We start from the raw sequence: 25,125 nt of genomic DNA on the forward strand, positions 1-25,125 counted from the left end.
GATTCTTTAATAGACGGATACTACACTAGGGTTATAGAAATAGAGGAGGCGGTTAGCGTTGCAGCGAATATCGTGGAACGAATATTATATGGCACAAAGCCAATTGCTTGCCCTAAGAAGTACATGCACTAGATTAGCTGTAGGGGCAACAATAGTAAGAGATAAACGCATTATCGCTGGAGGTTATAATGGCTCGATCTCCGGTGGTGTTCATTGTATTGATGAAGGCTGTTATGTAATCGATGGACATTGTGTGAGAACGATTCATGCAGAGATGAATGCACTATTACAATGCGCGAAGTTCGGTGTACCGACAGAAGGTGCTGAAATGTACGTTACCCACTTCCCTTGTCTGCATTGTTGTAGATCGATCATACAAAGCGGTATTAAAAAAATCTATTATGGTCAGGATTATAAAAATCATCCATATAGCATTGAACAGTTTAAAGAAGCAGGAGTAATCGTTGAAAAAGTTGAAATGAACTTCTTGCCTTCTACATTTCTTACTCATAAAGCATGAACCCTAGATATGCCGTCTTGAGTGCATGCTCTGCATTCTATGGGCTATGGCTATTTCAGCATTTTTCGGTAACCGGGATAGTATTACTGGCTATCCTGGTTATCGTTAATGTTGTACAGCTCAAAAAAAAATCAGTTTATGTCCTCGTTTTTCTCCCAGTCTTCTTCGTTTATTCTTATTACGATAACACGAATAGTTTCTCAAAGCTTCCACAGGAGCAGATGAAGTTTTCAGGCAAGATAAAATCAATCCCCAACATAGACGGTAACCTATTGAGCTTTGAACTTGTGACGAATGATGAAACAATTATTGTTTACCATAGAATAAAATCCGCAGCCGAACAGGAACAGCTTAAAAAGTTAAGCGTAAATTTTTCATGCGTCTTAGAAGGAAAACTTGAGGAACCCCGGAAAAAAAGCCATTTTTATGGAATGGATTATCAAGAGTATTTAAAGAACAATGATATCTATTGGATTCTCAAAACGATTGAGTTTGGTGTGGATCACTGTGTGAAGTCAAAAAATTTAAGTGTTCACGATCACATAAAAGGTTATAGAAGTAAGAATATTAATGGTTTAGAAAGTCATTTTTCCAATAACACAGCTGGTTTGATGAATGCTCTGCTCTTTGGATATAGAGACGGAATTGAAGCAGAAACACTACACTATTATCAAAGTTTAGGACTGACCCATCTATTGGCCGTATCGGGATTTAATGTTGGAATTGTTACTTACTTTTTATACTTAATCCTTGTTCGAATAGGTGTTATGAAAGAGATAGCTTATGGGTTAATCATCCTTTTTTTGCCGATCTACATTGTTCTAACGGGTGCAGAGAGTTCGATCATACGAGCAGGTATGATGGGGATCATCGTGATACTCGTTATGATGTTAAGAAGAAAAGTGCACCCTGTTACACTGTTGTCAGCTGTATGCATAGGGATGCTATGCTTCAATCCTTCCTTTGCTTTTGATCTTGGGTTTCAACTCTCGTTTTTAATGACCTTCGTATTGATCACTTCTATTCAAGTTCTCAAAAACGCGTCACCTCTCAGATTACTGATTATCACTTCCTTTATCTGTTCCATATTTTCCTTTCCGATCATTCTGTATCATTTCTTTGAATTTTCCTTACTGTCGATTCCCTTTAATGTGTTATATATCCCTTTTGTATCAATGTTGCTGTTTCCCATCTCTTTTATTAGCCTGCTTCTTTCTATATTTGCTCCGAAAGTGATTTTAATCGTTAATGAGCTTATTGAACTCTTATTTTATTTTTCTGTCGTGTTTATGGAAAAAGCACAATTTCTCAAAATGGCAGTTGTTTTCGGAAGACCGGCAGAATGGATATTCATCCTTTATTTTGCGGGGATCTTATTCTTTCTTTATAGATGGGAAGTTACTAAACGTATTCACATAGTGATTATAGTGCCATTTCTAATTGTTTGCTTCATCCATTGGGGACTGCCTTATGCGAACCCTAAAGCAACGGTATCTTTTATTAATGTAGGACAAGGAGATAGTATCCTTGTGGAATTACCTTATAGAAAAGCGGTCTATTTGATTGATACTGGTGGTACAGTCTCATTCGAGCAAGAAGATTGGGAAAAAAGAGAAGAAGAATATGACGTTACAAAAGAAGTCGTGCTTCCTTTCTTAAAAGCAAAAGGAATTCGCCATGTAGATGGGTTAATCATTACTCATGGAGATACGGATCATGCTGGAGGAGGAGAGTTTTTGCTTGAAAATATAAAGGTGAGCAATGTTTTTTTGCCTAATAAACAAAAAGGCAATAACCTTGAGACGCTTATCGAGACTACAGCAGCCAAGAAAAACATAAATGTGGTGAAGTTAGGTAAGGGAATGCAATGGGAATCAACTCACTCCTTATTTTTCGTTCTGCATCCAGGATCTAAAGAAAGTACCTCAAATAATAATTCTATCGTTCTTTGGCTAAAGATCTACGATCGTACTTTTTTACTAACGGGTGATATTGAAGCTGAAGCTGAAACTGAGATCACGAACAGTTTTCCAAGAATAAAAACGGATGTTCTTAAAGTTGGTCACCACGGAAGTGAAACATCTTCAACTGCTTCTTTTTTAGACAGCGTCTCTCCACGTTATGGAATTATCTCAGCCGGCGAGAATAATTTATATGGCCATCCAGCACTAGATGTTTTGAAAAGATTAAGAGAAAGAGGTATTGCTATTTATCGGACAGATGAACATGGGGATGTTTCAATAGTGGTAGACAAAAAGAGGTTAAAAGTTAGAACAGCAAAATAAAAAAGGACCGAATAAATTCGGTCTTTTTTATGTATTATGCGATTGCTTTTAGAATGACCCCGATAGCGAAGATTACCGTAAAAAATCCAAACGATACAACAAACCCCATACCGGAATCAATAAGGTCGTTACGCTTACTCTGTACATCTTTTTCGAAATGATTCATGTGACAACCCTCCTAATCCATCCTTAGTATACGTTATCATTTTTAAAAAATCCATACTGAAAATGCTTTCTTTCACTTGTTTTATCTAAAACTTACCAAAGATGAGATTCGTTGTCACCAATATTCTTAAAATGCATAGGATATCCTATTAAAGCTAACCTTAAACGATTATATCGTTTTGGTGTTAGTGTTTATCATAAATGAAGGAACAGACATATGCGCTGTTCCTTCTTTTGCTTGCAAATGCACTTAGTTCCTCATAGGATAAGAGGTAGAGGTGAAAAAGGTGCTCACAGTAGAAACATTAAAAAAGAAGATTAAGAACGGTGAATCATCCCCAATCTATCTGATTTGGGGCACAGAAATATATTTAGCAGAAGAAGCGATACAAACTATATCTGGACTTTTGTCTCCCGACGAAAAGGACTTTAACTTAAGTGTACATAATCTGGATGAAACCTCGATTCAAGAGATAATGGAAGACGCAGAAACGATGCCCTTTTTGGGAGATCGCCGCGTCGTGGTTATAAAAAATGCAGCGTTCTTAACAGCTGCCAAAGAAAAATCAAAGATCGAACACGACTTCAAAGTATTTGAACAGTACATACAAAATCCGGCAGATTATACAACGTTAGTCATCGTAGTTCCTCATGAAAAATTAGATGAACGCAAGAAAATAGTAAAATTGGTTAAAACACAATCTGAAATGATTCAGGTTTCAGAACTAAGTAACGATACTGCTGAAAAATGGCTTCAAAAAGAAGCTGCGAATCAAGAGGTATCCATCGATGGAGAAGCGATACAATTGCTTCTTTCAAGACTAGGTACACGCATGGCAGTATTGGCAAAAGAAATGGAAAAAATGGCTCTCTTTGTAGGTGAAGAAGGAGTTATTACGAAGGAGACCGTGGATTCATTAGTAGCAAGAACTCTTGAGGATGATGTCTTTGCATTAGTTGATCATGTGGTGCATAAAAGAACAGAATTCGCTCTTAGAAGTTTTTATGATCTAATGAAACAAAATCAAGAGCCGATTCAGATCCACGCTTTGATCACGAGACAATTTCGAATGATTAATGGCGTAAAAGAGTTGCAGAAGAAAGGTTACGGAGAAAAGCAAATCGCTTCTTCTCTAAAACTGCATCCTTACGCGGTAAAACTTGCTGCAAAACATGCAAATCGATTTGATGAAGTTTTTCTTAGGAACTGTCTAAATGAATTTGCAGAAACAGATTATAAGTTAAAAACCGGCCAAATGGACAAAACGCTTTTGCTGGAGTTGGAGATCGTTAAACTCTCTCAAGGCTCATAAGTCTAAGTCAAACCTCTTTTCATACGTTGAAAAGGGTTTTTTTGTGCTCATTGTCAAAAAAAATGAGGATGATGGTTTGTCTAGGTATGACGACTCGCCGAATTTAATTCAAAAACATACAAAAATCCAGCTCTGCTATAAAACTCGAGCTGGATTTTTAGCATTTTTGAGCAAAATAAAAAAACGACCTATTGGTGTAAGGCCGTTTTTCGGGTTTCATCCTTCAATTTATGCGTTAACACCGTTTAAAGCCTTAGCAAGACGAGACTTTTGGCGAGAAGCTGCATTTTTGTGGATAAGTCCTTTGTTTGCTGCTTTGTCAATCTTCTTAGAAGCAGTAACAAAAGCTGCTTGAGCACCTTCTGCATTGTTTGAAGCTGCAAGTGCTTCAAAGTTTTTGATAGCAGTACGCATGCCAGACTTTAGTGAAGCGTTGTGTGCACGACGCTTTTCGTTAGTTTTTACACGTTTAATCGCTGATTTAATATTAGCCAATCCATTCACCTCCCTAAATGAACCATGAGCAACAAAATTACTTTCCGTTGCAAAAAATAGGACACAAAGTATTCTATCAAAATCGCCCCCTAAATGCAATACAAGAATGAAAAGGAAGAGTTGCGGCAAAAATAATACAAAGGAAGGTGGTAGATTATGGGTAAGGATTTGGACCTGTCAGCCTATTCAGTTCGAACAGATCTGGCTATAGAAGCGCACGATATGCTGCTAAAAGAAGATGAGGTTGTAAATAAAAGCACGCTTGAAGGTGTCATTATACATGAAAAAGATAGAGATGGAATTAAGATTGTCAGAGTAGAGATCGATGAAAAGGGTGCAGAGACTACCGGGAAAAAAGCAGGCGTGTATGTCACTTTTGAGGTTCAAGGAATTCGTGAAAAAGATTCGAAGCTTCAAGAACGCGTACAAGAAGTTTTTGCACATGATTTTAATCATTTCTTAAAAGAACAAGGAATTAAGGAGGATGATACTTGTCTCGTTGTAGGGTTAGGTAACTGGAATGTTACACCAGATTCTCTAGGACCATTAGTTGTAGAGAATTTGACTATCACAAAGCATCTGTTCGAGTTAGCTCCTGAAAATGTTGAAGAAGGGTTTAGGCCAGTTTGTGCGATTTCACCAGGAGTTATGGGCATTACAGGGATAGAGACGAGTGATATCATCGATGGCATCGTGAAAAAGGCGAATCCAGATTTCGTTATAGCGATTGATGCTTTAGCATCTCGTTCGATCGAAAGGGTGAATGCTACGATTCAAGTTTCAAATACAGGTATCCATCCGGGGTCTGGGGTTGGAAACAAACGTAAAGAACTTAGTAAAGAAACGTTAGGGATTCCAGTTATCTCTATCGGAATCCCTACGGTAGTTGATGCGGCTACGATCACCAGTGATACGATTGATTTTATTCTAAAGCACTTTGGACGTGAGATGAATGAGAAGGATAAACCTTCTAAATCACTTTTACCAGCGGGTATGACGTTCGGGGAAAAGAAAGTCCTTACAGATGATGATCTACCTGACGAGAGTCATCGTAAATCGTTCTTAGGAATCGTTGGTGTCTTAGAAGAAGATGAAAAGCTGCGATTGATCCGAGAAGTGCTAGCTCCTATCGGTCATAACTTGATGGTTACACCGAAAGAGGTGGATGTGTTTATTGAAGATATGGCTAATGTTTTGGCGAACGGTTTGAACACAGCTCTTCATGGCGGCATCGATCAAGGAAATACTTCTTCTTACACACATTAAGTTGTAGTCATGTTTGGACAAGCTTGTGCATAAATTTAAATCGTATATCCCCGCGTGGAGGAATGATCATGACAAAATTTATGTTAAAGTGTTTCGGACTAGTAACTATTCTTTTATTTGGGGTTTTATTTGGTATTCAAAAAGCACAGGTTGAGATGGATGATCTAAAAGGCTCTTCACAAGAAAGTGTTGAGTCTATCACCAGTCCTGGGATCAAACAAGAAGAAACGGAAAAGAACCCTGCTTCAATTACAAGTCATGACATCAAGTCGAAACAAGAAAAGTTAAATAAAATAGATTCGTTCAATGTATTTTCAGCTCTTGGACAAAGACTTACATCTTGGATCTCTTCAGCTTTTGGTGTCATGATCTCTATATTTGGTGTTATTATTAGTGAGATGTTAGCTGTATTCTCACCCTAGAACCATAAAGGATATTATCCTTTCGTGGTTCTTTTTATTTAGGTGACATCCAGCCAAGAATTTAAGAATGAATGAATTTAAGAATTTAATAACATGAACAGAACGAAAAACTAGTAAAGAAGTTACTGCTGACTTAAAACATAGTTTCACCCTATTTTTTAGGTTGTGATTGAAACGGATACTTTGTATTGCTATAATCAAAGCTAGTGACTTTTCCTAAAATTGTAGGAGTGAACGTATAATGAACAGAGAAGAAAAATTAAAAAGACAAGCTAAAATTAGGAATTTCTCCATAATTGCTCATATTGATCATGGAAAATCCACTTTAGCGGACAGAATTTTGGAAGAAACGAGTGCACTAACACAGCGTGAGATGAAAGAGCAGCTGTTAGACTCGATGGATCTTGAACGCGAACGTGGAATAACGATTAAATTAAATGCTGTTCAGCTGCAATATAAAGCTAAAGACGGTGAAATTTATACGTTCCACTTAATTGATACCCCAGGACACGTAGATTTTACATACGAAGTGTCTAGAAGCTTAGCAGCCTGCGAGGGAGCATTGCTTATCGTAGATGCTGCTCAAGGCATCGAAGCACAGACGCTCGCGAACGTGTATCTGGCATTAGAGAACGACCTAGAGATCCTGCCGGTTATCAACAAGATCGATCTTCCGAGTGCAGAGCCTGAACGAGTGCGTCAGGAGATCGAGGATGTTATCGGGTTGGATGCTTCAGAGGCAGTACTTGCTTCAGCAAAAGCAGGTATTGGTATTAAAGATATTCTAGAACAGATCGTAGCAAAAGTTCCGGCACCACCTGGAGATCCAGAAGGACCGCTTAAAGCGCTTATCTTCGACTCTCTTTATGATCCTTATCGAGGGGTCGTTACGTATATTCGTGTGGCAGAAGGAACGGTTAAAGTCGGCGATAAGATTAAGATGATGGCGACAGGGAAAGAGTTTGAAGTACTTGAACTTGGGGTGTTTACGCCTAAAGCCGTTCAAAAAGACTTCTTAACGGTTGGAGATGTAGGTTTCCTAACAGCTTCGATCAAAAATGTTGGAGACACACAAGTCGGTGATACGATAACGAGTTCCGTTAAAGGTGCATCTGAGCCTCTACCTGGTTATAGAAAGATGAACCCGATGGTATACTGTGGCCTATATCCAGTAGACACAGCGAAATATAACGATCTTCGCGAAGCGTTAGAACGATTAGTGTTAAATGATTCTGCTCTTCAATATGAGCCTGAAACCTCTCAAGCGCTTGGTTTTGGTTTCCGTTGCGGATTCTTAGGTCTGCTTCACATGGAGATCATTCAAGAGCGTATCGAGCGAGAGTTTAATATTGACTTGATCGCTACAGCTCCGAGTGTTATCTACAATGTTACGATGACAGATGGAGAAAAAATCGTTGTTGATAACCCAGCGAACATGCCAGAAGCACAGAAGATATCTGTTGTGGAAGAACCGTATGTTAAAGCATCTATCATGACACCGAACGATTATGTTGGTACGATTATGGAGATCTGTCAGAAGAAACGCGGTATCTTCATGACGATGGATTATTTAGAAAACAACCGAGTAAATGTTCTTTATGAGATTCCGCTTTCTGAGATCGTGTATGATTTCTTTGATCAGTTAAAATCAAGCACGAAGGGTTACGCATCTCTAGACTACGAATTGATTGGCTATAAGCCATCTAAACTGGTTAAAATGGAAATATTACTAAATAATGAGAAGATCGACGCATTATCGGTAATTGTTCATAAAGATTTTGCATATGAGCGTGGAAAAGTAGTCGTTGAAAAGTTGAAAGAGCTTATTCCTCGTCAACAGTTCGAAGTGCCGATACAAGCGGCAATCGGACAAAAGATCGTGGCACGTTCAAACATTAAAGCATTACGTAAGAACGTTTTGGCTAAATGTTACGGTGGGGACATCTCACGTAAGCGTAAGCTTTTAGATAAGCAAAAAGAAGGTAAGAAGCGTATGAAGACGATCGGTAGAGTAGACGTTCCTCAAGAAGCGTTCATGGCCGTTCTTCGTATGGATGATACAAATAACAACAAATAAAAGAACTTAAGACCGCGAAGGCAATTCTAGCGGTCTTTCCTAATTTATGAGACAAAAAGGCGGTGAACATCTTGCTTAAAGCTGCATATCTGCATATTCCATTTTGTGTTCAAATTTGTCATTATTGTGATTTTAACAAGATATTTATTCATCAGCAGCCAGTGGATGAATATTTACAATCTATGAAAAAAGAGATGGTCCATACAACGTCCAGGTTCAAGGATTATGAGATGGAAACCATCTTCGTAGGTGGTGGAACGCCAACCTCTTTGAGCGAAAAACAGCTGCAAACGTTTTTGAGTGATGTGAATGAAGTGCTTGGTAACAGATTCCTAAAAGAATTCACTGTTGAAGCGAATCCAGAGCAGACTACTAAAGAAAAAATTGCCGTGTTAAAAGACAATGGAGTTAACAGGCTAAGTGTTGGTGTTCAAGCTTTTCAATCTTCTTTGTTAAAAAAATTAGGAAGAACACATACCAAAGAAGATATCTATTCTACGGTTGCAGAAGCAAAAAAAGCGGGTATCGATAACATGTCGATCGACCTCATGTTTGGGCTGCCAGGCCAAACGATGGATATGTTTAAGGAATCGGTAGATGAAGCATTAGCATTAGATGTTCCTCACATTTCTTCTTATTCGCTGCAGATTGAAAAGAAAACCGTTTTTTATAACTTGGCTCAAAAAGGCAAGCTGATTCTTCCAGAGCAAGAGCTTGAAGCTGCGATGTATGATTATTTGATTGAGGCTCTTGATAAAAAAGGATTCAAACAATATGAGATCAGCAATTTTGCAATTCCGGGGTTTGAGAGCAAGCATAATCTCCAATACTGGAACAATAACGAATATTTCGGCATAGGTGCTGGAGCTCATAGTTACGTAGAAGGTACAAGAAGAAGAAATGCAGGTCCATTAAAACAATATATGAATTTAGTCGAGGAACATGGTTTTCCGTATATCGAAGAACATCAAGTTCCACTATCTGAAAAGATGGAAGAAGAAATGTTCATGGGACTTCGTAAACAGGAAGGTGTTTCTGATGCTACTTTTATGAGTCGATATGGCAGATCCATGTTTGATATATATAAAGAACCTATTCAAAGACTCATTCAAAAGGGTTGGCTACAACAGAGAGAAGACACTCTCGTTTTAACGAAGGATGGAAGACCTTTAGGCAACGAAGTCTTCCAAGAATTTATTGGTGTAGTTTTAGATTGACAACGGAGAGTACCTTTTGGTAACTTATATTATAGATTTAGCACTCGCTCTTCAAGAGTGCTAACAAGTGGGGTGATGGTATGTTAACGGAACGACAACTCTTTATTCTTCGTGTTTTAATAGATGACTATATTAAGCATGTTGAGCCCGTAGGTTCCCGTACGATCTCTAAACGAGAGGACATTACCTACAGTCCAGCAACGATTCGAAACGAACTTGCGGATTTGGAGGATCTTGGATTTCTAGAGAAAACCCATACATCATCTGGTAGAATACCATCTGAAAAAGGATATCGATTTTACGTGGACCACCTGCTTCCTTCTCTTTCTATGAAAGAAAGAGAGATCGGTCATTCAGAACTTCTATTTACAGAAAAGGTCCAGGAAGCAGAGGCATTATTTGATCAATCAGCTAAGATTCTATCAGATTTGACAAACTACACATCTGTTGTGTTAGGACCTAACGCATTAGATATGAAGTTAAAGCACATGCAGATCATTCCGATCTCTTCCCAAGTGGCCGTTGCGATCTTTGTAACGAACACGGGGCATGTTGAGAACAGACAGATCGTGCTGCCTGATACGATTGAACCTTCAGAACTAGAAAAGCTTGTGAATATTCTAAACGAAAGACTTGCAGGTGTTCGATTGATAGAATTGAACACACGTATACAAAAAGAACTTTCGGCGGTGTTTAAAAAGCACCTTAAAGATTATCAGAACATGGGTGTTTTTTTAGATCAGCTTCTTCTATGGAGCAAGAAGGAAAAGCTTTTTTATGGCGGGAAGACAAATATGCTTTCTCAGCCGGAATTTAGAGATTTAGATAAAGTTAGACCGCTTCTAGATTTTTTAGAAACGCGTGATTTAATGGAAAAGCTCGTGTCATCTACAGAAAAAGGGCTTACTATAAGGATCGGAACGGAAAATGAGCATGAAGCGATGAAAAACTGTAGTGTGATCAATGCCTCTTACACGATGCATGGTAAACATATAGGTACGATCTCATTAATCGGTCCAACCAGAATGGAATATCAAAAGGTCATCTCTTTACTAGATTCATTATCAAAGGAAATGACGAACCGATTAAACGATTTTTCAAATTAGTGGATTACTTTAGGGAGGTGAAAGCATGAACAAAGAGGACATCACTCAAGATCAATCACAAACTGATGTGAATGAAGAAGTAACAGAAACTGAAGAAGTAGTTGTTGAAGAAGTCGAATCTACTACAGAAGAACCTCTAACTGAAGAGCAGCAACTTATTTCAGAGCTAGAAACAAAGCTTGAGGAAGCCAGCCAAAAGAATCTTCGCCTTCAAGCGGACTATGATAATTTCCGCCGTAGAACGAGAGAAGAACAGGCAGCTAGCCTTAAATATAAATCTCAAAGTCTTCTTGAACAGTTATTACCTGCACTCGATAACTTTGAGCGTGCTTTGAAGACAGAAGCTACAAACGAGCAGACCAAAACCCTTATTCAAGGAATGGAAATGGTTTATCGTCAACTAGCAGATGCACTGAAACAAGAAGGGCTGACAGAAATTCCGTCAGTCGGTCAAACATTTGACCCCAACCTGCATCAAGCAGTTATGCAAGTGGAGGATTCTGAAGCGGAGTCTAATACAGTAATTGAAGAACTGCAAAAAGGTTATATGTTAAAAGATCGAGTTATTCGACCAGCAATGGTCAAAGTAAACGCGTAGATAAAACTACATATGAATGATGGAGGGAAAAAACATGAGTAAAATCATCGGTATTGACTTAGGTACAACAAACTCTTGTGTAGCTGTTATGGAAGGTGGAGAAGCGGTAGTTATTCCAAACCCGGAAGGTAACCGTACGACACCATCTGTTGTAGCGTTCAAAGATGGAGACCGTTCTGTTGGAGAGGTAGCAAAGCGCCAAGCTGTAACGAACCCGAACACGATTATGTCGATCAAACGTTACATCGGAACAGATCACAAAGAAACAGTTGAAGGTAAAGACTATACGCCGCAAGAGATTTCTGCGATCATCTTGCAAAAATTAAAATCTCATGCAGAAGACTATCTTGGAGAAAAAGTTGAAAGAGCGGTAATTACAGTTCCGGCTTATTTCAATGATGCACAGCGTCAAGCTACGAAAGATGCTGGACAGATTGCTGGACTTCAAGTTGAGCGTATTGTCAACGAGCCAACAGCAGCAGCATTGGCTTACGGCCTTGAAAAGGATGAAGACCAAACAATCCTAGTATTTGACCTTGGTGGCGGTACGTTTGACGTATCTATCCTTGAACTAGGTGATGGGTTCTTCGAAGTAAAAGCAACATCTGGTGATAACAAGCTTGGTGGAGATGACTTTGACCAAGTAATCATCGACTATCTAGTAAGCGAATTTAAGAAAGAGAACGGTATCGACCTATCCCAAGATAAGATGGCACTACAACGTCTAAAAGATGCTGCAGAGAAAGCGAAGAAAGATCTTTCAGGTGTAACAACTACACAGATTTCATTACCGTTTATCACTGCTGATGCTTCTGGACCTAAGCACTTAGAGTTAAACTTATCCCGTGCGAAATTCGAAGACCTTTCTTCAGACTTAGTTGAGCGTACGATGGGACCTACTCGTCAAGCTCTTAATGATGCTGGAATGTCACCTTCTGACCTTGATAAAGTTATTCTTGTTGGTGGATCGACTCGTATCCCAGCTGTACAAGAAGCAATCAAGAAATTTACAGGTAAAGAGCCGCATAAAGGAGTAAACCCTGACGAAGTTGTTGCACTTGGTGCTGCAATTCAAGGTGGAGTACTTGCTGGAGATGTGAAAGATGTTGTTCTTCTTGATGTAACACCACTTTCATTAGGTATTGAAACGATGGGCGGCGTGTTTACTCGATTGATCGATCGTAACACGACGATTCCAACTTCAAAATCTCAAACGTTCTCAACGGCTGCTGATAACCAAACATCTGTTGATATCCATGTTCTTCAAGGAGAGCGTGAAATGGCAGCGCACAATAAAACACTTGGAAGATTCCAATTATCTGAGATCCCACCAGCACCACGTGGAGTGCCTCAAATCGAAGTTAGCTTTGACATCGATGCGAACGGTATCGTAAACGTACGTGCAAAAGATCTAGGAACGAACAAAGAGCAATCCATCACGATTAAATCTTCTACAGGACTTTCTGATGAAGAGATCGATCGCATGGTAAAAGATGCTGAAGAAAATGCAGAAGCAGATAAAAAGAAACGTGAAGAGATCGACACTAGAAACGAAGCGGATCAGCTTGTGTTCACAGTGGATAAGACGTTGAAAGACCTTGAAGGTAAAGTAGACGAAGCTGAAGTGAAAAAAGCTGAAGAAGCTAAAGAGAGCTTGAAAAAGGCTCTTGAAGGTGACGATATCGAAGCGATCAAGAAAGAAAAAGAAGCTTTGAGCGAAATCGTTCAACAACTTTCTGTAAAACTTTATGAGCAAGCAGCTCAACAAGCTCAAGCTCAACAAGGCGATGCAGAAGGACAATCAACAAAGAACGATGACAACATCGTTGACGCTGATTATGAAGAAGTAAACGACGACAAAAAGTAACACTTAGCAGATAAAAGTCAAAGTCAGGTCATCTTGACTTTGACTTTTTTTCTGAGTTGACTTTTGAGTTGATTTGGCTTAAGACCGTAACAAAACCTTTGCAGTTTTCGTCTTGAGTCAGGTGGTATTCAATGGTAAGATAACTTTTATGTGAGAAATCGGGAGTGTCCTATATGAGTAAACGAGATTATTACGAAGTACTTGGATTAGATAAAAATGCCTCAAACGATGAGGTGAAAAAAGCATACCGTAAACTTGCCAGAAAATATCACCCAGATGTTAATAAAGAGGCAGATGCGGAAAATAAATTTAAAGAAGTAAAAGATGCATATGAAACATTGAGTGACCCTCAAAAGAAAGCTCATTATGATCAATTTGGCCATACAGATCCTAACCAAGGTTTCGGTGGCGGCGGAGCGGGCTTTGATGGCTTTGGCGATATTTTTGATATGTTCTTTGGTGGAGGCGGAGGACGTAGAAACCCAAACGGTCCTCGTCAAGGAAACGATCTTCAGTATGGACTTAGACTATCTTTTGAAGAGGCGGTTTTCGGTAAAGAAACCGAGATACAGATCCCTACAGAAGAATCATGTGAAACATGTCATGGTTCCGGTGCTAAACCAGGAACAAAGCCTGAAACGTGTTCACATTGTAACGGAAGCGGTCAGCTCAACGTTGAACAGAACACACCGTTTGGCCGTATTGTAAATCGTCGAGTATGTAACCACTGTAGTGGAAAAGGTAAAATCGTAAAAGAAAAATGTAAGACGTGTCATGGAAATGGGAAAGTGCGCAAGAACAAGAAAATTTCTGTTAAAGTGCCAGCTGGTGTAGATAACGGTCAGCAAATCCGTATGTCTGGACACGGCGAAGCAGGTGTGAACGGTGGCCCTGCAGGTGATCTTTATGTGGTGTTCCAAGTAGCGGATCACGAGTTCTTTGAGCGTGATGGAGATGATATCCTTTGTGAGATGCCGTTAACGTTCTCGCAAGCAGCGCTTGGTGATGAGATTGAAGTTCCAACATTGTACGGTAAAGTTAAGCTGAAGATTCCAGCAGGTACTCAGACAGGAACTCATTTCCGTTTAAGAGGAAAAGGTGTTAAGAATGTTCATGGAAGAGGTCAAGGTGACCAGCATATCCAAATCAAAGTTATAACACCGAAAAACCTTACAGAAAAACAAAAACAGCTTCTTCGCGACTTCTCAGAAATCAGCGGAAGCATGCCAGACGAACAACAAGATGGATTCTTCGACAAAGTAAAACGAGCATTTAAAGGCGAGTAAAATAAGTTGTTCCTACATGCATTAAATAAGCTTTCATAATTCTCTTTCTAAAGCCTGTTGTTTTGTATGTATTAACATCTTTAGCAGGTTGATTGTAACGGAAGGTGGCGAGACTCCTGCGGGACTGGCGGTCAGGTGAGACCTTTAACGGCGCAAAGCGGCAAAGGGCTCACCGCCTGCCCCCGCGGAAAGCGAGCCACATGGAGTGGAAATCAACCACTCACAAGAGCAACAAAGTAATAACCTATAAATATGTTCTAAAAGCCAAACTAACAAACGGAGTTGATATGATGAAATGGTCAGAGATTAGCATCCACACTACTCAGGAAGCTGTTGAACCAGTATCAAATATTTTACATGAGGCGGGAGCTAGCGGAGTTGTGATTGAGGATGTAGATGACCTCTCTAAAGAGCGTCAATCCGTATTTGGCGAAATCTATCAGCTTAACCCTTCTGATTATCCTTCTGAAGGCGTAATTTTAAAAGCTTACTTACCCGTTAACAGTTTTTTAGGTGAAACGGTTGAAGAGATCAAACAAGCGATCACAAATCTTGTGAAATACGATATTGATATCGGAGCAAACACGATTTCCATCTCAGAAGTAAATGAGGAAGAATGGGCAACTGCTTGGAAAAAGTATTATAAACCGGTAAAGATCTCAAAGCGGATCACGATCACTCCTACATGGGAAGATTATAAACCTGTACATTCTGATGAACTTATTATTGAGCTTGATCCAGGTATGGCTTTTGGTACAGGAACACACCCAACAACAGTCATGAGTTTGCAAGCTATTGAAAAATATATAGCTGAAGGGGATTCTGTCATTGATGTAGGAACAGGCTCTGGTGTATTGAGCATTGCATCAGCTATGTTAGGTGCCAATAAAGTTGAGGCGTATGACCTGGATGAAGTTGCAGTGAATTCTGCACGACTTAATGTAAAGCTGAACAAAGTGAACCAAAAAGTGCATGTTGATCAGAATGATCTTTTAAAGGGGATTGAAGGTCCAGTTGATCTTGTAGTAGGGAATCTCTTAGCAGAAATTATACTCTTGTTTGTTGAAGATACAGCTAAAGTATTGAAGCCAGGTGGTTATTTTATTACGTCTGGGATCATCCAAGGCAAAAAGCGCGATGTAAAAGCTAAATTGGAAGAGCATGGATTTACGATCGTAGAAGTATTAGAAATGGAAGATTGGGTTGCGATCGTTGCTCAAAATAAGAAATAGGATAGGACGTGCATTTCATGCAAAGGTACTTTGTTTCATCAGAAAACTGGAAAGATGCCTCTGTTACGATTACAGGGGATGATGCCAAGCACATCTTAAAGGTGATGAGGATGCAAGTAGGAGACAATTTCATCTGCTGTGATAACAAAGGTCGTACATCTTTGTGTGAGATCATAGAGGTTGACGGTAATGAAGTAGAGACGAAGATTGTGAATGATATCGAAACAGTAGTTGAGCTTCCTGTCTCTGTTACCATTGCTCAAGGATTGCCAAAAGGGGATAAGTTAGAGTATATCATTCAAAAAGGCACTGAACTCGGGGCTTTCTCCTTTTTTCCATTTGCGGCTGACCGTTCTGTAGTAAAATGGGATGACAAAAAAGCGGTGAAGAAAAAAGAAAGACTTGAGAAAATTGCAAAAGAAGCAGCAGAGCAATCACATAGAAACCGGGTTCCAGACATTTTGAATCCTGGTTCTTTTTCTGATTTGCTAAAAATGGCAGAACAGTATAAGATAAAAATCGTTGCGTTTGAAGAAGAAGCTAAACAGAACGAAATTTCTAATTTTGCTTCTGCTTTACGCACAGCTGAAATAGGAGACTCAATTCTATGTGTGATCGGTCCAGAAGGCGGCATCAGTGAGAAAGAAGCAGCCTCTCTTAATGATCATGGATTTTTATTGTGTGGACTGGGTCCAAGAATCTTAAGGACTGAAACAGCACCATTGTACTTGTTATCAGCTATTTCTTATCATTTTGAACTAAAGGGGTGATCTATATGCCATCCGTTGCATTTCATACATTAGGTTGTAAAGTGAATCATTACGAGACTGAAGCAATCTGGCAGCTTTTCCAAGCTGAAGGATATGAACGTACAGATTTTGATAGTACAGCTGACGTCTATGTGATCAATACATGTACCGTAACGAATACGGGAGATAAAAAGAGCAGACAAGTTATTCGAAGAGCTATCCGGAAAAATCCGGACGCTGTTATCTGTGTAACAGGTTGTTATGCTCAAACATCGCCAGCAGAGATTATGGCGATTCCTGGAGTAGACGTTGTTGTAGGTACACAAGACCGTTCTAAGATGCTGACTTACATTCAACAATATAAAGAAGAACGTATGCCTATTAATGGTGTGTCGAACATCATGAAAGCACGTGTATATGAGGAATTAGATGTTCCTGCATTTACCGATCGAACACGAGCATCGCTTAAGATACAAGAAGGGTGCAACAATTTTTGCACGTTCTGTATTATTCCTTGGGCAAGAGGCCTTCTTCGCTCTCGTAAACCTGAAGATGTACTTTCTCAAGCTCAACAGCTTGTAGACTCTGGTTACAAAGAGATCGTTCTAACGGGCATTCATACTGCTGGGTACGGAGAAGATATGAAAGACTACTCTTTTGCGAAGTTGTTAGATGATCTTGATAAGAACATCTCTGGTTTAAAACGAATCCGTATCTCATCCATTGAGGCTAGTCAGATCTCAGATGAAGTGATTGAAGTTATGGGTAGATCAGACAAAGTAGTTCCTCATCTGCACATACCCCTACAATCAGGATCTAATACCGTGCTTCAACGAATGAGACGAAAATATTCAATGGAAATGTTCGGTGAAAGATTGGATCGACTAAAAGAAGCACTTCCAGGACTTGCGATTACATCTGATGTAATTGTTGGTTTTCCAGGTGAGACTGAGGAAGAGTTCATGGAGACGTATCGTTTCATAGAGAAACATAAATTTATGGAACTTCATGTGTTCCCTTACTCCAAACGGACTGGTACACCAGCTGCTAAGATGGAGGATCAAGTTCCAGAAGATATTAAAAACGAACGCGTCCATAAGCTTATAGCTCTATCTGATCAACTAGCCAAAGAATACGCATCCGACTATGAAGATACAGTTGTGGAAGTCATTCCTGAAGAGGCGTTTAAAGAAGATCCTACGAACAAACTATATGTAGGGTATACACCGAACTATCTTAAAGTTTTGTTTGAAGGAAACGAAGAGATGATAGGTAAATTGGTTAAAGTGAAAATTACTGAAGCTGGGTATCCTTATAATAAAGGTGTATTTGTAAAACAAGAAATGGAAGAAATCCTAAAGCAAGCTGTTTCAAGCTAACATCCTGGAGTTCTAACCAGGATGTTTTTTATTGATAACTGAGGACTTAGCGATTTCTTGCACCTTACCGTAAATATTTTTAAGATGCTCGATTTATGTCGAAAAATTTGTTATGATACAAACGGTGTTTAATTTTTTTATTTAGAAAGGGTTTGTTGAAATGAGCAATTTAAACGTTGCAAGAATGATCGATCACACAGCATTAAAAGCTGAAACTTCAAAGAAAGAAATCTTAACTCTTTGTGAGGAAGCTAAAAAATATAATTTCTTTTCTGTATGTGTTAATCCAACTTGGGTTTATACTGCATTCGAACAACTAAAGGATTCAGATGTAGCAGTTTGTACGGTAATTGGTTTCCCGTTAGGTGCAAACACTCCGGAAGTAAAAGCGTTCGAAACGAAGAATGCAATTGAAAACGGTGCAACTGAGGTAGATATGGTAATCAACATCGGTGCACTAAAAGATGGAAACTACGAGCTAGTAGAACAAGATGTTCGTGCAGTTGTTGAAGCAGCTAAAGGCAAAGCTTTAACAAAAGCGATCATTGAAACTTCTCTTCTTACAAACGAAGAAAAAGTTAAAGCTTGTGAGATCGCTGTTAAAGCAGGTATCGATTTCGTTAAAACTTCAACAGGATTCTCTACTGGTGGAGCAACTGTAGAAGATATTAAATTAATGCGTGAAACAGTTGGTCCTAACATCGGTGTCAAAGCATCTGGTGCAGTACGTGACCGTGAGACTGCTTTAGCTATGATCGAAGCAGGTGCTACACGTATTGGAGCAAGTGCTGGAATCGCGATTGTTGAAGGCGGAACATCTACTTCCGATTATTAATTTTTATTTTTAAGTCATTTACCTTATCTCCTAAGACCAACTTGTTTAAATTAAGTTGACCGTACTGCAAGGATATATTATAATGGCAAAAGATATGTGACGCATCTTTACTTTATGTAAGGGTGGTCTGGAGGGAGGGAAATACAAATGGCAGAAACACGTATTCGCAAGAATGAATCCATTGATGATGCTCTTCGTCGTTTTAAAAGATCCGTTTCCAAAGATGGAACATTGGCTGAAGTTAAAAAGCGCAAGCATTATGAAAAGCCAAGCGTAAAGCGTAAGAAGAAGGCTGAGGCAGCAAGAAAGCGTAAGTTCTAAGCGGGGTGTAAGTTAGTAATATGAGTCTTCTTAATGATTTAAACCAAGATATGAAACAAGCGATGAAGGACAAGAACAAGCAGAAACTTTCTGTAATTCGCATGCTTAAGGCATCACTTCAAAATGAAGCCATCAAGCAGGGACGTGAATTAAACGAGGAAGAAGAGCTTACCGTTCTTGTACGCGAAATGAAACAAAGAAAAGACTCCCTCCAAGAATTCGAAAAAGCTGGCCGCGATGATTTAGTCGCTGGACTTCAAGATGAAATCGCTGTTCTTACACCATATTTACCAAAACAGCTGACTGAAGAAGAACTTCAAGAAATTGTTGCTCAAACGATTTCTGAGATAGGTGCTGCTTCTAAAGCTGATATGGGTAAAGTTATGGGGGCTCTTATGCCTAAAGTTAAAGGGAAAGCCGATGGCGGACTCGTTAACCGTATTGTTCAGCAACAATTATCATAATTGAAATGACAAACGCTCTGTATTTATACAGAGCGTTTTCTTATTTTTTGAAACTTTTTTCCACAAATTAACGTAAAATAAAGTGGAGGGGGTGTTAGTTTGTGAAAAGGGTTCGATTGTTCATCTATATGCTTTGTCTGATTTGGGGTATTTATGGTGTGCTTTCAACTTCACTCGTCTTTTCAGCAGGTAAAGGTAAGACAGTTACGTTCATACCTGTAGAACATGAAGTTGAAAGAGGCCTTGAAGCATTCTTAGATCGAAGTATTCATAAGGCAGAGAAAGATGGAACGGATCATATCGTTCTAGAGATCTATACTCCTGGTGGCCGAGTAGATGCTGCACTACATATCGCAAAAGTCATGAGAGAAACAGAAATTCCAATCACAGCGTATGTGGTGAAAAACGCTTTCTCAGCAGGAGCGTATATCGCTTTAAACGCAGACGAGATTGTTATGAAACCATCTACAACGATTGGATCTGCCGCAGTGATCGACAGTCAAGGAAATACCGCTGGACAAAAAGCTGAGTCTGCATGGAAAGCAGAAATGCTAGCAGCGGCAGAGTTGAATGAAAGAACTCCCATATATGCTGAGGCGATGGTAGACCCAGACGTTGAGATTCCTGAACTCGGTTTAGAAAAAGGTGAGTTGCTTACGCTAACAGCCAGTGAGGCATTGAAAGTGGGCTACGCAGAAAAAATTGCAGAAGATCGTCAAGAACTGCTAGCACATCTGAACATGGAAGATGCAAAAATTTTAGAGTCAAATCCTACTTTCGCCGATAAGATCGCGCGTTTTGTAACTAACCCTGTTGTAGTCCCTATTCTCTTATCATTAGGAAGCTTAGGTCTTGTATTAGAGCTTTATACACCTGGCTTTGGAATTGCAGGGTCTATCGGAGCTTTATCATTACTGCTGTTTTTTTACGGTCATATGATAGCCGGTCTAGCCGGATGGGAAGCAATCATTTTATTTGGTGTTGGTCTTATCTTGCTGATTCTAGAGTTGTTTCTGCCTGGTGGTATAATCGGTATACTGGGGGTGTTGGCAGTGTTAACAGGATTGATCATGGCGGGTGGTTCTTTAACAGGAATTTTGATCGCCATAGCAATTGCCATTGTTGTTACGATTATCGGATCGTATTTCTTCTTACGATCATTTGGTTATAACGGTTCATTAAAGAAACTCGTCCTATTTGATTCCACGAGCTCTGAAAAGGGTTATCTATCTCATAATGAGCGGAAAGATCTAACAGGCAGGATCGGCGTCACTGCTACAACACTGCGACCTTCTGGAAGTTTAAAACTTGATGATGAGTTCATAGATGTAGTGACAGAAGGATCGTATATTGAAAAAGGAACCCCTGTAAAGATTATTAAAGCCTCAGGTGGACGTGTTGTAGTGAGAGAAATAGAAAATAATGAATAGAAAAAGAATGGAGAGTGTGTAGATGTTAGAATTCGGATCGATCGCCAGCATTGTAGTCATCGGATTGATTGTAATCGCTCTAGCTGTGTTATTTACGTTTGTACCGGTTATGTTATGGATTTCTGCATTAGCAGCAGGGGTAAGAGTGGGAATCTTTACATTAGTTGGGATGAGGTTAAGAAGAGTTATCCCGAACCGTGTAATTAATCCGCTAATTAAAGCTGTAAAAGCGGGACTTGATTTAAGTACGAACCAGCTCGAAAGTCACTATCTAGCTGGGGGGAATGTTGACAGAGTAGTAAATGCGTTGATTGCAGCACATCGTGCAAATATTGAACTAAGCTTTGAACGTGCAGCAGCGATTGATCTTGCGGGACGTGATGTACTCGAAGCTGTTCAGATGAGTGTTAACCCTAAAGTGATAGAAACACCTTTTATTGCCGGTGTAGCATTAGACGGGATTGAAGTAAAAGCAAAAGCAAGAATTACTGTACGTGCAAATATAGATCGTCTAGTAGGTGGAGCTGGTGAAGAAACGATAATCGCCCGTGTTGGGGAAGGAATCGTTAGTACGATTGGTTCTTCGGCAACACATAAGAAAGTGCTTGAGAATCCAGATTTAATCTCTCAGACGGTATTATCAAAAGGGCTAGATGCTGGTACGGCGTTTGAAATTCTGTCCATCGATATTGCAGACATTGATATTGGGAAGAATATTGGTGCAGAACTTCAAACAGATCAAGCGATGGCCGACAAGAATATCGCTCAGGCAAAAGCAGAAGAAAGACGTGCGATGGCTGTTGCAAAAGAACAAGAAATGAAAGCAAGAGTCCAAGAGATGAGAGCGAAAGTTGTAGAAGCGGAAGCAGAAGTGCCGATGGCATTAGCAGAAGCTCTTCGTTCTGGAAACATGGGTTTTATGGATTATATGAATATGAAGAACATTATGGCAGACACTACGATGCGTGAATCGATCAGTAAATCATCAAACCCTGATAAAGAGAATGATGATAAAGGACGGAAGTTGTAAGTATGAACATTATAGAAGCGATTATTGAACTCCTACTAGCTAATATCGCTTTTGTTATTCTAATTGCAGGCGGCATATATAGTGTCTTTAAACGCCAAAAAGAAATGAAAGAAACGAAACGCTCTGAGCCAAATCGACGTAAAGCAGAAGCACCAAGACCAACAGTTTCACCTTTTGGTTTGCCTGCTGAACCCCGAGTTAAAGAAGTTAAAGAAGCGATTGATATCCAAAAGGAAAAAATCAATCAAAAAGTATACGAACAACCTTCATATACACGTGAATTGAATAAGGCGCGAACAGAAAAAGTCTCTAACCGATATCAAGATAAAGAAGATCAAATTATGAACGATTTTAAGATAGATCAAAAAGAATTACAAAAAGCGATCATATGGTCAGAGATCCTTTCTAAACCTAAAGCGCTGCAAAAGCGGTCTTAACATGAGGTAACTTGTAATAAGAGTGATAGTTTCCCCCCTTCTCTCATAAAAATGGAGAGAGGGGGTTTTTTTATGGGCAAATTGCGGCAGCAAGTAAACAAATGGATGATGCAAAACCTTGAGCTACCAGCAGATGTAGTGATGGATTTACCCCGGATCACGATGATTGGACAACTGCACATCTATATTGAGAACCATAGAGGAGTTAAGGCTTTCTCGAATGAACAGCTCACACTCAAACTAAAACAAGGTGTGCTTCATATAAAAGGAAGTGAGTTTGTTATTAAAACGATCTTGCCTGAAGAAATCTTGTTAGAAGGTACGATATCTTCAGTCGACTTTGAAAACGAATAATTATCTCAGGTAACAGGGAGGGACAAGATGAAAACCAAATGGAACCATTTGAAAGGGTATGTAAGGGTAGAAATTATTGGACAAGATTCTAGTTCGTTTATCAATACGTGCATTCAATCTGGTATTAGCCTATGGGATATCCAGCCTCTTGACGACAACCGTGCACTCGTCTCTATATCTGTTTCAGATATACAAAGAGCGAGAAGTATATTAAAAGAAAATAAGTTGAAGATCAGGATTAAAGAGAAGAAGGGGACACCGTTTCTTCTCAAGAGAATGTGGAAGAGAAACGGTTTTATCCTCGGGATGCTGTCGTTTATTTGTCTTTTATTTTTATTATCTAACATGATTTGGAATATTAATGTTACGGGGGCAAATCCTAAGACGGAATACGAGTTAAGAAAAGCAGCTGTAGAACTTGGAGTAATTAAAGGGAAATTCATCTTCTTGCTGCCGAATGTTAGAGAGATACAGCGTGATCTTACAGAGAAGATGGATAACGTTACATGGATCGGTGTAACTCAGCATGGTACTTCATACCGATTTGAGGTCGTTGAAAAAGAGATTCCAGAAGCGAAGCAGGTTACAGGACCGAGACATCTTGTGGCTACTAAAGAAGCTGTTATTCACTCTGTATTCGTCGAAAAAGGACAACCTATTGTAGGAGTTAACGACTATGTAAAAAAAGGATCGCTACTAGTCTCAGGATTGATCGGAAAAGAAAAAAAGCCTCAGCTAGTAAGTGCGAAAGGTGAAATTTGGGGAGAAGTTTGGTACCAAACTGAAGTTGAGGTCCCGTTAAACACTTCTTTTCAAACATATACCGGTAAATCTAAAAATAGGCATTATGTTTCACTTTTTGGTTTGAATGTTCCTGTCTATGGATTTTCAGAAGGAGAATTTAAGGATAAAACGGAAACACTAAATGAATCACCTCTTTATCTAGCTAAATGGAAAATGCCGTTTTCTTATATAAAGAAAGAGATCAGAGAAACGGATGGAGTGAAACGTTCTTATAGTAAAGCCGAGGCAATAGAAGTAGGAAAAAAGATGGCAAAGAAAGAACTTTCAAAAAAATTGCCCCATGATGCAAAAATTAATGGTGAAAAAGTTTGGCAACAAAACGTCTCGAATGGTAAAGTTAAACTAACGATGCTCTACCAAGTAATTGAAAATATTGCATCTGCACAACCTATACCTATCCAACAAGGAGAATGAGTAGTTTGTCAGAAACGAAAAGACTTAATTCATTACAACTCGAAAATACGACAGAAGCAGCTTCACTCTTTGGGCCTAACGATGCCTTCTTAAAGGTGATTGAAGACAAGCTTAACGTAAGTATAGTCACCAGAGGAGAAGACATTTTAGTATCAGGTGAACTGAACAAAGCAGAAATGGTTGAAGAAACTTTGTTTGTCTTGTTGAAATTGGTACGAAAGGGTATCAAGATCTCAGAAAGAGACATTGTTTATGCTGTTCAGCTTGCAGAAAAAAATATGCTTGATGAATTAAGTGAACTTTATGAAGAAGATATTGCTGTTACTGCAAAAGGAAAACCTATTCGTGTAAAAACCCTCGGTCAGCGTCATTATGTTCAGTCCATGAGAAAGCGCGATCTTGTTTTTGGTATCGGTCCTGCTGGTACAGGGAAAACCTATCTTGCGGTAGTTATGGCAGTCAACGCATTAAAAGAAGGTAAGATGAAAAAAATCGTGCTGACCCGTCCTGCGGTTGAAGCAGGTGAGAGTTTAGGATTTCTTCCAGGTGATCTGAAAGAAAAAGTAGATCCTTATCTGCGTCCCCTCTATGATGCTCTTCATGACCTTCTCGGAGCGGAACATACCGAGAGGCTAATCGAGCGTGGCACGATTGAAATTGCTCCACTGGCGTACATGAGAGGCCGTACGCTAGATGAAAGCTTTGTCATTTTAGATGAGGCTCAAAACACTACACCAGAACAGATGAAGATGTTTATAACGCGTCTTGGTTTTGGATCGAAGATGGTCATAACAGGTGATCTTACACAAATAGATCTTCCTCGTGGAAAAGAATCTGGATTAAAAGTTACTGAAAAAAGGCTCGAAAGCGTTAAAGGCATCGATTTTATATACTTAAAACAACTTGATGTGGTTCGTCATCCACTTGTTCAGCGAATTATTGAAGCATATGAAACATACGAAGATTAAGGACTCCAAGCATTTTGGAGTCTTTTTTTGTCTTAAAAGATGTTCTCTTGTCCTATTTTGTATGTATGGCGGGATTTAGTGGCAAATTGAA

At 39.3% G+C, this 25,125-nt stretch carries 25 protein-coding genes; 23 read left to right on the plus strand and 2 right to left on the minus strand.

Features of this window, described 5'->3' with window-relative positions; translation table 11 throughout:
• Window positions 1–58 precede the first annotated feature (58 nt).
• Together FS458_RS06830 and FS458_RS06835 are read left to right on the plus strand one after the other, a co-directional pair.
• The gene (locus FS458_RS06830) at window positions 59–520 is read left to right on the plus strand and encodes a ComE operon protein 2 (protein WP_066396327.1); all 462 of its coding nucleotides are present in this window, start codon (window positions 59–61) and stop codon (window positions 518–520) included.
• On the plus strand, window positions 517–2,805 hold the full coding sequence (locus FS458_RS06835) for a DNA internalization-related competence protein ComEC/Rec2 (RefSeq protein WP_144698960.1): 2,289 nt from the start codon (window positions 517–519) through the stop codon (window positions 2,803–2,805). Before FS458_RS06830 ends, FS458_RS06835 begins: the two co-directional genes overlap by 4 nt.
• 34 nt (window positions 2,806–2,839) lie before the next feature.
• Here FS458_RS06835 and FS458_RS06840 read toward each other — a convergent pair whose 3' ends face one another.
• Complete coding sequence (locus FS458_RS06840) at window positions 2,840–2,971, minus strand: YqzM family protein (protein WP_082820577.1); 132 nt, start codon at window positions 2,969–2,971, stop codon at window positions 2,840–2,842.
• Between the two features lie 277 nt (window positions 2,972–3,248).
• Here FS458_RS06840 and holA point away from each other — a divergent pair, with 277 nt between their 5' ends.
• The gene (gene holA, locus FS458_RS06845; protein ID WP_260858501.1) at window positions 3,249–4,283 is read left to right on the plus strand and encodes a DNA polymerase III subunit delta; all 1,035 of its coding nucleotides are present in this window, start codon (window positions 3,249–3,251) and stop codon (window positions 4,281–4,283) included.
• A gap of 228 nt (window positions 4,284–4,511) precedes the next feature.
• Here holA and rpsT read toward each other — a convergent pair whose 3' ends face one another.
• On the minus strand, window positions 4,512–4,778 hold the full coding sequence (gene rpsT / locus FS458_RS06850) for a 30S ribosomal protein S20 (protein ID WP_066291124.1): 267 nt from the start codon (window positions 4,776–4,778) through the stop codon (window positions 4,512–4,514).
• Window positions 4,779–4,934: 156 nt separating this feature from the next.
• On the opposite strand from rpsT, the gene gpr reads away from it, so the two are divergent.
• The 20 genes from gpr (at window position 4,935) to FS458_RS06950 (ending at window position 25,034) form a co-directional block, all read left to right on the plus strand.
• Window positions 4,935–6,044 carry a GPR endopeptidase gene (gene gpr, locus FS458_RS06855; protein WP_186320477.1) on the plus strand — a complete coding sequence of 370 codons (1,110 nt, stop codon included), beginning with the start codon at window positions 4,935–4,937 and terminating at the stop codon, window positions 6,042–6,044.
• Window positions 6,045–6,112: 68 nt separating this feature from the next.
• Entirely contained in the window at window positions 6,113–6,466 is a 354-nt protein-coding gene (locus FS458_RS06860; RefSeq protein WP_186320478.1) for a DUF3679 domain-containing protein, read from the plus strand.
• 241 nt (window positions 6,467–6,707) lie between these two features.
• A complete protein-coding gene (gene lepA, locus FS458_RS06865; protein WP_144698966.1) occupies window positions 6,708–8,543 on the plus strand; it encodes a translation elongation factor 4 in 1,836 nt (611 codons plus the stop codon).
• 71 nt (window positions 8,544–8,614) lie between these two features.
• Window positions 8,615–9,760, plus strand: coding sequence for a radical SAM family heme chaperone HemW (hemW, locus tag FS458_RS06870; protein ID WP_144698968.1), 1,146 nt, complete (start codon window positions 8,615–8,617; stop codon window positions 9,758–9,760).
• 80 nt (window positions 9,761–9,840) lie between these two features.
• Window positions 9,841–10,866 carry a heat-inducible transcriptional repressor HrcA gene (gene hrcA / locus FS458_RS06875; RefSeq protein ID WP_144698970.1) on the plus strand — a complete coding sequence of 342 codons (1,026 nt, stop codon included), beginning with the start codon at window positions 9,841–9,843 and terminating at the stop codon, window positions 10,864–10,866.
• A gap of 25 nt (window positions 10,867–10,891) precedes the next feature.
• A complete protein-coding gene (gene grpE, locus FS458_RS06880; RefSeq protein WP_144698973.1) occupies window positions 10,892–11,464 on the plus strand; it encodes a nucleotide exchange factor GrpE in 573 nt (190 codons plus the stop codon).
• Between the two features lie 34 nt (window positions 11,465–11,498).
• On the plus strand, window positions 11,499–13,331 hold the full coding sequence (gene dnaK, locus FS458_RS06885) for a molecular chaperone DnaK (protein ID WP_144698975.1): 1,833 nt from the start codon (window positions 11,499–11,501) through the stop codon (window positions 13,329–13,331).
• Window positions 13,332–13,504: 173 nt separating this feature from the next.
• The gene (dnaJ, locus tag FS458_RS06890) at window positions 13,505–14,617 is read left to right on the plus strand and encodes a molecular chaperone DnaJ (RefSeq protein WP_144698977.1); all 1,113 of its coding nucleotides are present in this window, start codon (window positions 13,505–13,507) and stop codon (window positions 14,615–14,617) included.
• A 290-nt stretch (window positions 14,618–14,907) separates the two neighbouring features.
• Window positions 14,908–15,849, plus strand: coding sequence for a 50S ribosomal protein L11 methyltransferase (prmA, locus tag FS458_RS06895; protein WP_144703366.1), 942 nt, complete (start codon window positions 14,908–14,910; stop codon window positions 15,847–15,849).
• A 17-nt stretch (window positions 15,850–15,866) separates the two neighbouring features.
• Window positions 15,867–16,619 (plus strand): 16S rRNA (uracil(1498)-N(3))-methyltransferase, encoded by a 753-nt coding sequence (locus FS458_RS06900; protein WP_144698979.1) that lies wholly within the window; start codon window positions 15,867–15,869, stop codon window positions 16,617–16,619.
• A 5-nt stretch (window positions 16,620–16,624) separates the two neighbouring features.
• Complete coding sequence (mtaB, locus tag FS458_RS06905) at window positions 16,625–17,977, plus strand: tRNA (N(6)-L-threonylcarbamoyladenosine(37)-C(2))-methylthiotransferase MtaB (RefSeq protein WP_144698981.1); 1,353 nt, start codon at window positions 16,625–16,627, stop codon at window positions 17,975–17,977.
• 160 nt (window positions 17,978–18,137) lie between these two features.
• Entirely contained in the window at window positions 18,138–18,812 is a 675-nt protein-coding gene (gene deoC / locus FS458_RS06910; protein WP_144698983.1) for a deoxyribose-phosphate aldolase, read from the plus strand.
• A 147-nt stretch (window positions 18,813–18,959) separates the two neighbouring features.
• Complete coding sequence (gene rpsU, locus FS458_RS06915; protein WP_066237650.1) at window positions 18,960–19,133, plus strand: 30S ribosomal protein S21; 174 nt, start codon at window positions 18,960–18,962, stop codon at window positions 19,131–19,133.
• Window positions 19,134–19,153: 20 nt separating this feature from the next.
• Window positions 19,154–19,597 (plus strand): GatB/YqeY domain-containing protein, encoded by a 444-nt coding sequence (locus FS458_RS06920; RefSeq protein WP_137788838.1) that lies wholly within the window; start codon window positions 19,154–19,156, stop codon window positions 19,595–19,597.
• Window positions 19,598–19,698: 101 nt separating this feature from the next.
• Window positions 19,699–21,027 (plus strand): NfeD family protein, encoded by a 1,329-nt coding sequence (locus tag FS458_RS06925; RefSeq protein ID WP_260858502.1) that lies wholly within the window; start codon window positions 19,699–19,701, stop codon window positions 21,025–21,027.
• Window positions 21,028–21,049: 22 nt separating this feature from the next.
• Window positions 21,050–22,057: a flotillin-like protein FloA gene (gene floA / locus FS458_RS06930; RefSeq protein WP_066396287.1), complete on the plus strand. Its 1,008-nt coding sequence runs from the start codon at window positions 21,050–21,052 to the stop codon at window positions 22,055–22,057.
• 2 nt (window positions 22,058–22,059) lie between these two features.
• Entirely contained in the window at window positions 22,060–22,494 is a 435-nt protein-coding gene (locus FS458_RS06935; protein WP_144698985.1) for a hypothetical protein, read from the plus strand.
• A 72-nt stretch (window positions 22,495–22,566) separates the two neighbouring features.
• Complete coding sequence (yqfC, locus tag FS458_RS06940) at window positions 22,567–22,848, plus strand: sporulation protein YqfC (protein WP_137788840.1); 282 nt, start codon at window positions 22,567–22,569, stop codon at window positions 22,846–22,848.
• 27 nt (window positions 22,849–22,875) lie between these two features.
• On the plus strand, window positions 22,876–24,066 hold the full coding sequence (gene yqfD / locus FS458_RS06945) for a sporulation protein YqfD (protein ID WP_144698987.1): 1,191 nt from the start codon (window positions 22,876–22,878) through the stop codon (window positions 24,064–24,066).
• A gap of 5 nt (window positions 24,067–24,071) precedes the next feature.
• Complete coding sequence (locus FS458_RS06950; RefSeq protein ID WP_144698989.1) at window positions 24,072–25,034, plus strand: PhoH family protein; 963 nt, start codon at window positions 24,072–24,074, stop codon at window positions 25,032–25,034.
• The last annotated feature ends 91 nt before the right edge of the window (window positions 25,035–25,125 follow it).

Source organism: Fictibacillus phosphorivorans, assembly GCF_007673525.1.
GTDB classification, from domain to species: Bacteria; Bacillota; Bacilli; order Bacillales; family Fictibacillaceae; genus Fictibacillus; species Fictibacillus phosphorivorans_C.